Annotated in this window: 17 protein-coding genes; 11 read left to right on the top strand and 6 right to left on the bottom strand. The window is 50.9% G+C overall.

Going from position 1 to position 12,220, the window contains the following annotated elements; all coding sequences use genetic code 11:
* Window positions 1-13: 13 nt before the first annotated feature.
* The 5 genes from rpoA (at window position 14) to IBT46_RS17415 (ending at window position 2,662) form a co-directional block, all read left to right on the top strand.
* The gene (rpoA, locus tag IBT46_RS17435) at window positions 14-1,003 is read left to right on the top strand and encodes a DNA-directed RNA polymerase subunit alpha (RefSeq protein WP_003850179.1); all 990 of its coding nucleotides are present in this window, start codon (window positions 14-16) and stop codon (window positions 1,001-1,003) included.
* A 40-nt stretch (window positions 1,004-1,043) separates the two neighbouring features.
* Window positions 1,044-1,430: a 50S ribosomal protein L17 gene (gene rplQ, locus IBT46_RS17430; protein WP_003850180.1), complete on the top strand. Its 387-nt coding sequence runs from the start codon at window positions 1,044-1,046 to the stop codon at window positions 1,428-1,430.
* A 124-nt stretch (window positions 1,431-1,554) separates the two neighbouring features.
* A complete protein-coding gene (locus IBT46_RS17425; RefSeq protein ID WP_200546709.1) occupies window positions 1,555-1,926 on the top strand; it encodes a DnaJ family domain-containing protein in 372 nt (123 codons plus the stop codon).
* A complete protein-coding gene (gene zntR, locus IBT46_RS17420) occupies window positions 1,926-2,357 on the top strand; it encodes a Zn(2+)-responsive transcriptional regulator (protein ID WP_200546708.1) in 432 nt (143 codons plus the stop codon). The genes IBT46_RS17425 and zntR overlap by 1 nt, the downstream gene beginning before the upstream one ends.
* A 56-nt stretch (window positions 2,358-2,413) precedes the next feature.
* Window positions 2,414-2,662: a ribosome alternative rescue factor ArfA gene (locus tag IBT46_RS17415; RefSeq protein WP_200546707.1), complete on the top strand. Its 249-nt coding sequence runs from the start codon at window positions 2,414-2,416 to the stop codon at window positions 2,660-2,662.
* Window positions 2,663-2,668: 6 nt separating this feature from the next.
* Here the strand turns inward: IBT46_RS17415 and mscL are convergent, their stop codons facing one another.
* From mscL to def, 5 genes are all read right to left on the bottom strand, one after another.
* Window positions 2,669-3,082: a large-conductance mechanosensitive channel protein MscL gene (gene mscL, locus IBT46_RS17410; RefSeq protein ID WP_200546706.1), complete on the bottom strand. Its 414-nt coding sequence runs from the start codon at window positions 3,080-3,082 to the stop codon at window positions 2,669-2,671.
* A gap of 130 nt (window positions 3,083-3,212) precedes the next feature.
* Window positions 3,213-4,589: a Trk system potassium transporter TrkA gene (trkA, locus tag IBT46_RS17405; RefSeq protein WP_105595755.1), complete on the bottom strand. Its 1,377-nt coding sequence runs from the start codon at window positions 4,587-4,589 to the stop codon at window positions 3,213-3,215.
* A gap of 62 nt (window positions 4,590-4,651) precedes the next feature.
* Window positions 4,652-5,941: a 16S rRNA (cytosine(967)-C(5))-methyltransferase RsmB gene (gene rsmB, locus IBT46_RS17400; protein WP_200546705.1), complete on the bottom strand. Its 1,290-nt coding sequence runs from the start codon at window positions 5,939-5,941 to the stop codon at window positions 4,652-4,654.
* 50 nt (window positions 5,942-5,991) lie between these two features.
* Window positions 5,992-6,939 (bottom strand): methionyl-tRNA formyltransferase, encoded by a 948-nt coding sequence (fmt, locus tag IBT46_RS17395; protein ID WP_200546704.1) that lies wholly within the window; start codon window positions 6,937-6,939, stop codon window positions 5,992-5,994.
* A 27-nt stretch (window positions 6,940-6,966) separates the two neighbouring features.
* The gene (gene def, locus IBT46_RS17390; RefSeq protein WP_105595752.1) at window positions 6,967-7,476 is read right to left on the bottom strand and encodes a peptide deformylase; all 510 of its coding nucleotides are present in this window, start codon (window positions 7,474-7,476) and stop codon (window positions 6,967-6,969) included.
* Between the two features lie 126 nt (window positions 7,477-7,602).
* On the opposite strand from def, the gene dprA reads away from it, so the two are divergent.
* From dprA to IBT46_RS17360, 6 genes are read left to right on the top strand one after another with little or no spacing between them, the layout of a single operon-like run.
* Window positions 7,603-8,727, top strand: coding sequence for a DNA-protecting protein DprA (gene dprA / locus IBT46_RS17385; RefSeq protein ID WP_200546703.1), 1,125 nt, complete (start codon window positions 7,603-7,605; stop codon window positions 8,725-8,727).
* Entirely contained in the window at window positions 8,699-9,172 is a 474-nt protein-coding gene (smg, locus tag IBT46_RS17380; protein ID WP_105595750.1) for a DUF494 family protein Smg, read from the top strand. The genes dprA and smg overlap by 29 nt, the downstream gene beginning before the upstream one ends.
* A 25-nt stretch (window positions 9,173-9,197) precedes the next feature.
* Window positions 9,198-9,767, top strand: a complete 570-nt coding sequence (locus IBT46_RS17375) for a type I DNA topoisomerase (RefSeq protein ID WP_200546775.1) — start codon at window positions 9,198-9,200, stop codon at window positions 9,765-9,767.
* A complete protein-coding gene (gene tsaC / locus IBT46_RS17370; RefSeq protein ID WP_200546774.1) occupies window positions 9,751-10,317 on the top strand; it encodes an L-threonylcarbamoyladenylate synthase type 1 TsaC in 567 nt (188 codons plus the stop codon). The genes IBT46_RS17375 and tsaC overlap by 17 nt, the downstream gene beginning before the upstream one ends.
* A 7-nt stretch (window positions 10,318-10,324) precedes the next feature.
* Window positions 10,325-11,143, top strand: a complete 819-nt coding sequence (gene aroE, locus IBT46_RS17365; protein ID WP_200546702.1) for a shikimate dehydrogenase — start codon at window positions 10,325-10,327, stop codon at window positions 11,141-11,143.
* Window positions 11,140-11,400, top strand: a complete 261-nt coding sequence (locus IBT46_RS17360; RefSeq protein WP_200546701.1) for a DUF1488 domain-containing protein — start codon at window positions 11,140-11,142, stop codon at window positions 11,398-11,400. The genes aroE and IBT46_RS17360 overlap by 4 nt, the downstream gene beginning before the upstream one ends.
* On the opposite strand, the gene IBT46_RS17355 is transcribed toward IBT46_RS17360, so the two are convergent.
* On the bottom strand, window positions 11,367-11,921 hold the full coding sequence (locus IBT46_RS17355; RefSeq protein ID WP_200546700.1) for a gamma carbonic anhydrase family protein: 555 nt from the start codon (window positions 11,919-11,921) through the stop codon (window positions 11,367-11,369). The genes IBT46_RS17360 and IBT46_RS17355 overlap by 34 nt on opposite strands.
* Between the last annotated feature and the right edge of the window lie 299 nt (window positions 11,922-12,220).

Here is a 12,220-nt window from a genome sequence, read left to right as displayed (position 1 = left end):
AAGAGAGGACACAATGCAGGGTTCTGTGACAGAGTTTCTAAAACCGCGCCTGGTAGATATCGAGCAAGTGAGTTCGACGCACGCCAAGGTGACCCTTGAGCCTTTAGAGCGTGGCTTTGGCCATACTCTTGGTAACGCACTGCGCCGTATTCTGCTTTCATCAATGCCGGGTTGCGCGGTGACCGAGGTTGAAATTGATGGTGTACTGCACGAGTACAGCACCAAAGAGGGCGTACAGGAAGATATCCTGGAAATCCTGCTCAACCTGAAAGGTTTGGCGGTAAGAGTTCAGGGCAAAGATGAAGTTATTCTTACTCTGAATAAATCTGGCATTGGCCCTGTGACTGCAGCCGATATCACCCATGATGGTGATGTCGAAATCGTCAAGCCGCAGCACGTGATCTGTCACCTGACCGATGAAAACGCAGCTATCAGCATGCGTATCAAAGTTCAGCGTGGTCGTGGTTATGTGCCGGCTTCTGCCCGAATTCATTCGGAAGAAGATGAGCGCCCGATCGGTCGTCTGTTGGTCGACGCCTGCTACAGCCCTGTAGACCGTATTGCCTACAATGTTGAAGCTGCGCGTGTAGAACAGCGTACCGACCTGGACAAGCTGGTCATCGAAATGGAAACCAACGGCACTATCGATCCTGAAGAAGCGATCCGCCGTGCGGCTACCATCCTGGCAGAACAACTTGAAGCTTTCGTTGACTTACGTGATGTTCGTCAGCCAGAAGTTAAAGAAGAGAAACCAGAATTCGATCCGATCCTGCTGCGCCCTGTTGACGATCTGGAATTGACTGTCCGCTCTGCTAACTGCCTTAAGGCAGAAGCTATCCACTACATCGGTGATCTGGTACAGCGTACCGAGGTTGAGCTTCTTAAGACGCCTAACCTTGGTAAAAAATCTCTTACTGAGATTAAAGACGTGCTGGCTTCTCGTGGTCTGTCACTGGGCATGCGCCTGGAAAACTGGCCGCCAGCTAGCATCGCTGATGAATAACCCGATCACAGGTTAAGGTTTCACTGAGAAGGATAAGGTCATGCGCCATCGTAAGAGTGGTCGTCAACTGAACCGCAACAGCAGCCATCGTCAGGCTATGTTCCGCAATATGGCTGGCTCTTTGGTTCGTCATGAGATCATCAAGACGACCCTGCCAAAAGCGAAAGAGCTGCGTCGCGTAGTTGAGCCGCTGATTACTCTTGCCAAGACCGACAGCGTAGCTAATCGTCGTCTGGCATTCGCCCGTACTCGTGATAACGAGATCGTGGCAAAACTGTTTAACGAGCTGGGCCCGCGTTTCGCGAGCCGTGCCGGTGGTTACACTCGCATTCTGAAGTGTGGCTTCCGCGCTGGTGACAACGCTCCGATGGCTTACATCGAGCTGGTTGATCGTCCAGAAGCTCAAGCAGAAGCTGCTGCAGAGTAATCTGTAGCTGCAACGTGAAAAAACCCGCTTCGGCGGGTTTTTTTATATCTGAAATTCCCTTCGTCCATCATTTCCCATCCAGTTGCGCTATGCTGTAGACCTGCCTGTAAACGGAGGCGAATCTATGTCATTACTCGATCAACTTGCTGAACAGCATATTCTCGCAGCCCTGCGGGAGGGCGAACTTGATGATCTGCCCGGCGCTGGTCAACCATTACTGCTGGATGACGATAGTCATGTTCCTAAAGAGTTACGCGCAGGATATCGACTGCTAAAAAACTCTGGCTACCTGCCACCCGAGCTGGAGATGCGTCGAGAGGCTATCGAACTTGAGCAATTGCTGCACGGTATCGATCCACAGGATGAGTCTTATGAACTTCATACGAACCGATTACATCTACTCGAGTTACGGCTGAGGCAGGCCGGGATGAGTACGGATTTTTTACACGGTGGTTATGGCTTAAAGATTAAGCAGCATCTCAGCGAGGATAAGTAATGTATCGTATCGGACAGCTGGCCAAACTTGCAGATGTAACACCGGATACCATTCGTTTTTATGAAAAGCAGCAGATGATGGAGCATGAGATCCGGACGGAAGGTGGATTTCGGCTATACAGTGATAACGACCTGCAGCGGCTTAGATTTATTCGCTACGGGCGGCAGCTGGGTTTCACGCTTGAAGCAATCCGTGAACTGCTTTCGATACGCGTCGATCCAGAGCACCACACCTGCCAGGAATCGAAGACCATTGTTCAGAAACGGCTGACGGAAGTTGAAGCGATGATCGCCGAATTGCAGCACATGCAGCGTTCACTAAAGCGTTTAAACGATGCCTGCTGCGGCACTGCTCACAGCAGCGTGTACTGCTCAATCCTGGAGGCCCTTGAAAAGGGTGCAATGACACCTGTAGCTAAAACGGATGATTGAATTCTACTCCGGTGAAGCCTATATTCATCACCGAAATCACTCAACAGGAGTTTATCGTGGCAAATTATCAGCACAAGAAAGGCGTCATTCGTGATAACGCACTCGAAGCTTTACTCAGCGACCCGTTATTTAAACCTCGTATTGAGGTAAACGTTAAAGGCAAAGGAAGTTACCGTCGTAAAGAAAAACACGGCAAAAAAGGTAACTGGGAGGCCAGTGGTAAATGCGATATCAAACATTTACCACTGGCCTTCCGCTTTACAGGCATAAAAAAAACCGTCGAATCCGACGGTTTTTTTATCTGATTACGCTTACAGCGTTTTATTGTTCTGCGCTTTTAACAGATCGCGGATTTCAGTTAGCAATGTTTCTTCTGCAGAAGGCTTCGGTGCTGGTTTCTCCACTTCTTTTTTCTTGTACATTTTGTTCATAATCTTAATTGCCATAAAGATTGCAAAGGCAACGATAACAAAATCAAAAATGGTTTGAAGAAATACACCGTACTCCATCACAACGGCTGGTGCAGTTCCGTCGGCCGCTTTCAGTACCCAGCTAAACTGCTTGAAATCAACGCCGCCAATCAGCAGGCCCAAAGGCGGCATGATGATGTTTGCGACGAGAGAGGACACAATCTTACCAAACGCGGCACCGATGATAACACCGACGGCGAGGTCAACGACATTGCCACGCATCGCGAAATCGCGAAACTCTTTGAATAAACTCATTGTTATCTCCTTTCCTGTGCCAGGTTGTAAAGTCTAACAAACCATCGCCGTTTTTCCACGATGAGATCGAATAAAGATCATTGATTAGTGTAGTAAAAAGACCGGCAATGCACATGCATTGCCGGATGAGTTACAGGAAGAAAGGACTTGGCTGGAACAGACGCTCAACGTCCGGAACAAATTTCTTATCGGTCAGGAACATAATTACATGATCGCCCTGTTCAATACGCAAATTATCATTGGCAATCATCACGTCGTTACCACGTACAACAGCACCGATAATTGTACCCGGTGGCAGCTTGATATCATCAATCAGGCGACCAACTACTTTAGATGTAGTCTCCTCGCCGTGGGCGATGGCTTCAATTGCTTCCGCTACGCCCCGACGTAACGACGAAACGCCAACGATGTCCGCTTTACGTACGTGGCCCAACAGTGCCGAAATGGTTGCCTGTTGAGGCGAAATGGCGATATCAATTACGCTTCCCTGGACCAGATCGACGTAGGCGCGCCGCTGGATCAGTACCATGGCTTTTTTAGCCCCCATGCGTTTAGCCAGCATGGCCGACATGATGTTGGCTTCGTCATCATTGGTGATGGCAATAAACAGATCGATTTGATCAACATGTTCTTCAGCGAGCAGTTCCTGATCCGAAGCATCACCGTAAAATACGATGGTATTTTGCAGATGCTCGGCCAGTTCCGCTGCGCGCTGCTGATCGCGTTCGATCAGTTTTACGCTGTAGTTCTTCTCAAGCCGCTGCGCAAGACCAAAACCAATATTGCCGCCGCCGACGATCATAATGCGTTTATAGGGCTTTTCCAGACGCTGATACTCACTCATTACTGCACGAATATGCTGGCTCGCTGCAATAAAGAAGACTTCATCGCCGGCTTCAATAATCGTTGATCCCTGTGGGCGTATAGGACGATCTTGGCGAAAAATCGCGGCAACTCGGGTGTCGATGTGTGGCATATGCTCCCGCATCACGGAAAGCGCATTGCCGACCAGCGGTCCACCGTAATAGGCTTTGACTACTGCCAGACTGACTTTTCCCTCGGCAAAATTCACCACCTGCAGGGCTCCGGGATATTCGATCAGTCGATAAATATTATCGATGACCAGCTGTTCCGGTGAGATCAAATGATCGATCGGCACGGCTTCGGGGATGAACAGCTTATCAGCATCGCGAATATAGTCCGGTGCGCGGATACGCGCGATGCGATTGGGCGTGTTAAACAGGGAATAAGCGACCTGGCAGGCAACCATATTGGTTTCATCAGAGTTGGTCACGGCAACCAGCATATCTGCATCTTCAGCCCCGGCCTCCCTTAATACGCGAGGATGAGAGCCGTGGCCCTGCACAACGCGCAGGTCAAACTTATCCTGGAGCTGACGCAGACGGAGAGGGTCGGTATCGACCACGGTAATATCGTTGTTTTCACCGACCAGGTTTTCTGCGAGCGTGCCGCCAACCTGTCCAGCGCCAAGAATGATGATTTTCATATTGCTTCAGTCTTTCTTATTGTTGTTCGGTTAGTGGCGCCACCGGTGCAGCGCCATGGGGGTTATGCTTTTATTAACTTCGCGTAGTAGAACCCATCACCGCCCTCTGCCTGAGGAAAGACCTGAATTCCCGGCTGGGCCATATTACCTGTATCAACCAGTCGGGCATCAGCATGGCTCTTCAGGAACTGACTTACTTGCAAATGGTTTTCTTCCGGAAGTACCGAACAGGTCGCATATAGCAGCGTACCGCCTGATTTCAGATGGGGCCAGATCGCTTCAAGGATTTGCTGTTGCAGTGCCGCAAGTTCGGCAATGTCGCGATCGCGGCGCAGCCACTTAATATCCGGATGACGACGAATGACACCGGTAGCAGAGCAGGGAGCATCAAGCAGGATACGATCAAACTGCGTCTGGCCACACCATTCTGCCGGGGTACGACCATCGCCGAGTTTAACCTCTGCTTTCATACCCAGGCGTTGCAAATTCTCGCTAATTCTAGCCAGACGCTGGGCATCAACGTCAATAGCCATCACATCAGCCTGCGGAGCGGCTTCCATAATATGAGTTGTTTTACCGCCGGGTGCTGCGCAAAGATCGAGGATCTTCTCGCCGTTTTGTGGATCGAGTAGAGCAACGCAGCCCTGAGCTGACGCATCCTGTACGGTTACCCAACCCTGGTCAAAGCCTGGTAGTTGGCCTACCGCGCAGGGTGTTTCCAGGCGCAGCGCATCGATATGTTGTGGATGCGGAAATGCTGTTTTCCCGCTTTCTGTCAGAAGATTAAGCCAGGCATCGCGGCTGTGATGCTGGCGGTTAACGCGCAGCCACATCGGTGGGCGTTGATTATTGGCATCAACAATCTGTTGCCACTGCGTTGGCCAGGCCTGCTTAAGACGCGTCAGCAGCCATTTAGGGTGCAGATATTGCTGGTCACCCTGGTTCATTTGCTGCATCAGCTCTTCCTGCTGACGCTGGAATGTACGAAGTACGCCGTTAATCAGTCCTTTCAGCTGTGGACGTTTTAAGGCGATAGCGCCATCTACCGTTTCCGCCAGAGCTGCATGAGCAGGAATGCGGGTGAACATCAGCTGGTAGAGACCAACCATGATCAGAAAATGGATCGCGCGCTGTTTTCCCGTCATAGGTCGGGACATTAACTTGCTGACAATCCACTCCAGCTGCGGCAGCGTACGAAGAACGCCATAGCACAATTCCTGCAGTAGGGCAGCGTCCTTTTCTCCGACCGATTTCTGTGCGGCAGGTAACACATTACTGAGCGACTGCCCCTGTTCGACAACCTTTTCGATAGTCTGCGCGGCAACGCAACGTAAGTTTGTATTTTTTTTCATAGTGGGTTCGCAATTGAAACGACTGCCCGGGTTGAGCCCCGGGCAGATTATCAGGCAATAATGTTGCCCGGAATGAACCATTCACGGCGGGAGTTGAGCAGATCCTGTGCTTTCATCGCTTTCTTGCCCGCTGGCTGTAGCTCTTCGATATTGAGCACGCCGTCTGCAGTGACAACCTGAATACCCAGTTTATCAGCCTGCAGGATTTCACCCGGCTGGCGGTTATTCACCGCAGGGAGTACGGAGGCTTTCCATACTTTTACCGGCTGCTCATCAATGATGAAGTAACTTACGGGCCAGGGATTGAAAGCGCGAATGCAGCGTTCCAGCTGTGCGGCGGAAAGCGACCAGTCGAGGCGGGCCTCTTCTTTACTCAGCTTTTCTGCATAGCTGACCAGTTCTTCATTCTGCACTTCCGGTGTGGCGCTACCTTCGGCAAGCTGCGTCAATGTCGTCAGCATACCGGCAGGGCCAAGGTCTGCAAGCTTGTCATAAAGTGTGGCGCTGGTGTCGCTGGCTTCAATAGGGCAGGACAGCTTATAAAGCATATCCCCGGTATCCAGTCCGACATCCATTTGCATAATTGTCACGCCGGTATCTGCATCGCCCGCCCAGAGTGAACGTTGGATCGGTGCAGCACCACGCCAGCGTGGCAGCAGCGAACCGTGAACGTTGATGCAGCCCAGGCGAGGCATTCCCAGCACCGCCTCAGGCAGGATCAGTCCGTAGGCAACAACGACCATCACATCGGCTTCCAGCTGAGCGACCAACTGCTGATTTTCTAGCGGACGTAAGGATTTTGGCTGAAATACCGGAATGTTGTGCTGCTCAGCCAGCTGTTTAACCGGGCTGGCGGTCAGTTTATTACCGCGTCCGGCCGGGCGGTCGGGCTGGGTAAACACGCCAACAATCTGGTGCCCTGATGACAGCAGCGCGTCAAGATGACGCGCTGCAAAGTCAGGGGTGCCGGCAAAAATGATCTTTAATGATTCGGACACGTTATTCCCTTCAGTCAATCAAGACGCTCAGTCACGGGCATTCTGGCGATACAGCTTTTCCAGTTTCTGGCGAATACGCTGACGTTTCATTGGCGACAGGTAATCGATAAACAGTTTTCCAACCAGATGATCCATTTCATGTTGGATACAGATCGCCAGCAGATCGTCAGCTTCAAGCTCGAAACTTTTGCCATCACGGTCTAGCGCTCGAATTTTTACTTTTTCCGAACGAGGGACCAAAGCGCGTTGTTCCGGAATCGACAGGCAACCCTCTTCAATACCGGTTTCGCCGCTTTCTTCCAGCAGTTCAGGGTTAATCAGCACCAGGCGCTCATCGCGGTTTTCTGACACATCAATCACGATGATGCGCTGATGAATATTTACCTGAGTGGCCGCCAGTCCGATGCCTTCTTCGGCATACATGGTTTCAAACATATCATCAACGATACGTTGAATATCGGCATTTACTTCTTTCACGGGTTTCGCAACGATGCGCAGGCGCTCGTCAGGAAAATGTAATACCTGCAAGACTGACATAACTTTCCAGATTCGTGTTCAAGGGATTAAATATTTATCCCTCTTATTGTAGACATTTCGCGCTGTGATTGACAGCATTCCTGGCAGGTAACCTTCAGGGTGAAGGGGCGGTATCAGGGATGAATTATGTCACCATTGGAAAGTGCATTAAGGCTGTCAGGTGTTTCCGGGTTATCCAGTTTGCAGCAGGAATCTCTGCTCGGCGCGTTAGTACAACTTAACAGTCCGACGTCTGCCGATCTGGCTGGTCTTGGTTTGCGCAGCGAGCAACGACTGGCATTTGAACAGTATGACGAGAAAATCCTGGTTCAAAGTGAAATCTGGCTGAATGAGCCACAGCATCACTTTATTACGCCATCAAGTCCTTATTATCCTGAGCGATTAAAAACTATCGATAACTTTCCTCTGATGCTCTTTATTGCGGGCGATCCGGGACTGCTATCTTCACCACAGCTGGCGGTTGTGGGTAGTCGTTACTGTTCTCATTACGGTCGTGACTGGGGCACCTGGTTTAGTCAGGCACTGGCACTGAGCGGTTTAACGATTACCAGCGGCCTCGCGCTGGGAATCGATGGAATTGCACATCGCGCTGCGTTGGCAGTGCAGGGTAAAACGCTGGCAGTGTTGGGAGGGGGGCTGGGGGCTATTTATCCCCGACGGCATAAGGGACTGGCACAGGATATTATCGACAGTGGCGGTGCTTTGGTCTCTGAGTTTCCGCTGCATGTTGCTCCCCTGGCCCACCATTTTCCACGGCGTAATCGCATAATCAGCGGGTTAAGTCACGGCGTATTGGTGGTTGAAGCGACGCTAAAGAGCGGTTCGCTGGTAACGGCACGGCTGGCTCTGGAACAGAACAGAGAGGTGTACGCGCTCCCCGGCGCATTGGGCAATCCCGGGAGTGAGGGAACCCACTGGCTGATACAGCAGGGGGCGATGCTGGTTGCACATCCCAATAATATAGTTGAGCAAATGCAAAGTGGCCTGTCGTGGATACCCGATTTGCCAGCAGCTGCAAACAATTCAGCAGAGAGCAGCAATCCTCCATTGCCATTTCCCGATGTGTTGGCTAACGTAGGAGATGAGGTTACACCTGTTGACGTCGTCGCTGAACGTGCCGGCCAACCTGTGCCAGCCATCGTAGCTAAGCTGCTTGAGTTGGAGTTAGCAGGGTGGATCGCAGCTGTACCCGGCGGCTATGTCCGATTGAGGAGGGCAAGCCATGTTCGACGTACTAATGTACTTATTTGAAACGTATATCCACAACGAAGCAGAAATGCGCGTTGATCAGGATAAATTGACTGATGATTTAACCGATGCCGGTTTTCATCGTGAAGATATCTATAATGCGTTGAACTGGTTGGAAAAGTTAGCTGATTATCAGGACGGCCTTGTCGCTCCGATTCTGCTGACTACCGATCCGCTGTCTATGCGTATCTATACCGAGGAAGAGAGTCAGCGTTTAGATGCTAACTGTCGTGGTTTTATTCTGTTCCTGGAACAGATTCAGGTACTGAATCTGGAAACCCGCGAAATGGTTATCGAACGTATTATGGCTCTGGATACCCTCGAGTTTGATCTGGACGATCTCAAATGGGTGGTGCTGATGGTGCTGTTTAACATCCCCGGATGTGAAAATGCCTACCAGCAAATGGAAGAGCTACTTTTCGACGTCAATGAAGGAATGCTGCACTGAAGATTGCCTTCGTGTACAAAAAGTTATGAATAAAACAGCGCTTTTCGCTGTGCGAAAAAATGAACCCTGCCCCGAGTGTGGGGCAGAACTGGTCATCCGCTCCGGGAAGCATGGCGCTTTTCTTGGCTGCTCACATTATCCCGAATGCGATTATATTCGTCCGCTGAAAAGTCAGACTGACGGGCACATAGTAAAAGTGCTCGATGGGCAACTTTGCCCGCTATGTGGTGCCAGCCTTGCCCTGCGGCAGGGGCGCTATGGTATGTTTATCGCCTGCAGCGACTACCCTGAATGCGCACACACCGAAATTATCGATAAGCCTGATGAAACCACGATCGCCTGTCCGCAGTGCGCCAACGGTAAGCTGGTGCAACGTCGATCGCGGTATGGCAAAACATTCCATGCCTGCGATCGTTATCCTGACTGCCAGTTTGCTGTGAATTTCACACCTGTTGAAGGTATCTGCGAGTTCTGTGCGTTCCCATTACTTATTGAAAAGAAAACCGCCAGAGGCGCTAAGCGTTTTTGCGCCAGCAAAGCCTGTGGCAAACCCGTAACAGCAGGAAATGGTTGTGAAGATGAATCAAAAGCATGACTCACTTGAGCTATGTATCAGACAGTTACAGCTGTCAGCGGTCATTGCTTATCCCACCGAAGCGGTATTTGGCCTTGGCTGCGATCCCGACAGTGAATCGGCCGTTACGGCATTGCTGGCGTTAAAACGTCGGCCTGTGGAAAAAGGGCTGATTTTAATCGCTGCCAAATATGAGCAACTCGTTCCTTATATTGCTGACGAACAGCTTAGCGCAGAGCAGAAAGAGCGCATGTTTTCCCGTTGGCCAGGGCCGGTAACATGGGTATTGCCTGCGCGGGCTGAGACGCCGCGTTGGTTAACAGGTCGCTTTAATTCGCTGGCCGTTCGCGTTAGTGACCATCCGGACGTTGTGCAGCTGTGCAGCCAGTTTGGTAAGCCACTGGTTTCCACCAGTGCAAACCTGAGTGGATTACCACCTTGTCGCGATGCAGATGAAGTCCTGGCACAGTTCGGTGCTGATTTCCCGGTATTGCGGGGGGAAACGGGGGGGCGCCTCAATCCCTCAGAGATTCGCGATGTATTGACCGGTGAATTAATTCGCCAGGGATAAGAATGCTATGTCGTCCTTTGTTGTTTTCGGTAATCCAATTAAACACAGTAAATCTCCCCGTATTCATCAGCTCTTTGCCGAACAAACGGCAATTCCTCATCCTTACGATCGCTTTTGTGCTCCGCTGGAAGGGTTTAAGCAGGCGGTGGATGAATTTTTTGCTCAGGGTGGTGGTGGTGCAAATGTCACATTGCCTTTTAAACAACAGGCTTACGAGCTTTGCTCTGAGCTGACGGAACGCGCGGCGCTGGCCGGGGCGGTGAACACTCTTAAAAAATTGGATGACGGTCGCATTCTGGGAGATAACACTGACGGTATTGGTTTGCTAAGCGATCTGCAACGGCTCAACTTGATCAAAGAGAACGACAGGATTCTGTTGATCGGCGCGGGTGGTGCTGCACGTGGGGCGATTCTGCCGCTGCTCAATTTCAACTGTAGCATCACGATCGTTAACCGTACCCATGCTAAAGCAGAGGAGCTGGTCCAGGTCTTCCAGCATCATGGTTCTGTTCGAGCGCTGGCGGCAGATGAGCTTCATGATGCGCAATTTGATTTAATTATCAATGCAACCTCCAGCGGAGTGGCCGGCAGTATACCGGACCTGCCTGCGGTACTGGTAAATAGCCAGGTTCGCTGCTACGACATGTTTTATCAGATTGGCGATACGCCGTTTCTTTTATGGTGTCGGCAGCAGGGAGTAACCGATCTTGCTGATGGGTTAGGCATGCTGGTGGGCCAGGCCGCTCATGCATTTATGCTTTGGCACGGCGTTATGCCGGAGATCGCTCCTGTTATCGATAAGCTAAAACATGAGATGCAGGCGTGAATCAGGCGATTCAGTTTCCTGAACGTGAGTGGTGGGATGAGGGCATTCAGGCCGTTTGCTTCACCGTGCTGGTTAACGGCTTTCAGCTAGTCTGTGCGATTCACGGCGAAGAACTGCTTCGCCGTTATCATGATGAATTCATCGCGTTGGAGGCTTTTCGCAAAAATCGCTGGGATATAGAAGAAGAAGCAACCCACGCGATAGAGCAGCAGCAGGAAAACGATCAGGGCTGGCTTTGGCTCTCTTCAGCGAGATAGTCGTTTTTCCATGTGACATAGTTATTTGCTGAATAGAGCAGTCCTGCAATTTCAGCTTCCGTTAGCGGTCGAGCTTTCTTTGCCGGGCTGCCTAAATAGAGATAACCGCTTTCAAGGCGCTTGCCGGGTGAAACCAGGCTGCCGGCACCAATCATTACATCATGCTCTACGACTACACCATCCAGTAGTATTGCCCCCATACCGACCAGAACCCGATCGCCAATGGTACAGCCGTGAAGCATAGCCTTATGCCCCACGGTAACGTCTTCACCTATTACGAGGGGATATCCATCTGGATTAGCTGCTGACTTATGTGTCAGATGCAGAACGCTACCATCCTGAATATTTGTACGTTTACCGATGGTGACCTGATTAACGTCGCCGCGAATCACCACCAAAGGCCAGATCCCCACATCGTCATCGATCACCACATTGCCAATGATCACACTGGTAGGATCGATCATTACCCGCTTGCCTAACTGCGGACTCACTCCTTTATATGTACGCACATTGTGACTCATAGCCACCTCTCTATTGATATGATCCTGGTAGCCTAGTGTTTGAAAGTATCCTCAAGCAAGAATTCCTGGTAAAAACAGGCTTAAAAATGCGCGGTACGCCTGTTATCTCATCGATAAGAGTGAAAATTCGGCGGTCGGAAAAAAAGATCGCAAAAAGGCTTGTGCATTAAAACGAGATCCCTATAATGCGCCTCCACTGACACGGAACAACGGCTTACAGGCCAGCGTGTTAGAGGTTCAGGAAGTTGTCTGAACCGCCGGAAAAAACTTCTCAAAAAGAAGTTGACTCCGAAGGAGGA

It is taken from the genome of Erwinia sp. S38, from assembly GCF_016624545.1.
Lineage (GTDB): Bacteria > Pseudomonadota > Gammaproteobacteria > Enterobacterales > Enterobacteriaceae > Erwinia > Erwinia coffeiphila.
This window is presented reverse-complemented; position numbering and strand designations above follow the sequence as displayed.

Bases quoted from the DNA above. Each gene is read 5' to 3' on its own strand.
- dprA (WP_200546703.1), top strand. From the start codon at position 7,603: ATGTCACCATTGGAAAGTGCATTAAGGCTGTCAGGTGTTTCCGGGTTA.
- IBT46_RS17375 (WP_200546775.1), top strand. From the start codon at position 9,198: ATGAATAAAACAGCGCTTTTCGCTGTGCGAAAAAATGAACCCTGCCCC.
- tsaC (WP_200546774.1), top strand. From the start codon at position 9,751: ATGAATCAAAAGCATGACTCACTTGAGCTATGTATCAGACAGTTACAG.
- zntR (WP_200546708.1), top strand. From the start codon at position 1,926: ATGTATCGTATCGGACAGCTGGCCAAACTTGCAGATGTAACACCGGAT.
- aroE (WP_200546702.1), top strand. From the start codon at position 10,325: ATGTCGTCCTTTGTTGTTTTCGGTAATCCAATTAAACACAGTAAATCT.
- smg (WP_105595750.1), top strand. From the start codon at position 8,699: ATGTTCGACGTACTAATGTACTTATTTGAAACGTATATCCACAACGAA.
- rplQ (WP_003850180.1), top strand. From the start codon at position 1,044: ATGCGCCATCGTAAGAGTGGTCGTCAACTGAACCGCAACAGCAGCCAT.
- trkA (WP_105595755.1), bottom strand. From the start codon at position 4,589: ATGAAAATCATCATTCTTGGCGCTGGACAGGTTGGCGGCACGCTCGCA.
- def (WP_105595752.1), bottom strand. From the start codon at position 7,476: ATGTCAGTCTTGCAGGTATTACATTTTCCTGACGAGCGCCTGCGCATC.
- rsmB (WP_200546705.1), bottom strand. From the start codon at position 5,941: ATGAAAAAAAATACAAACTTACGTTGCGTTGCCGCGCAGACTATCGAA.
- IBT46_RS17425 (WP_200546709.1), top strand. From the start codon at position 1,555: ATGTCATTACTCGATCAACTTGCTGAACAGCATATTCTCGCAGCCCTG.
- rpoA (WP_003850179.1), top strand. From the start codon at position 14: ATGCAGGGTTCTGTGACAGAGTTTCTAAAACCGCGCCTGGTAGATATC.
- IBT46_RS17355 (WP_200546700.1), bottom strand. From the start codon at position 11,921: ATGAGTCACAATGTGCGTACATATAAAGGAGTGAGTCCGCAGTTAGGC.
- mscL (WP_200546706.1), bottom strand. From the start codon at position 3,082: ATGAGTTTATTCAAAGAGTTTCGCGATTTCGCGATGCGTGGCAATGTC.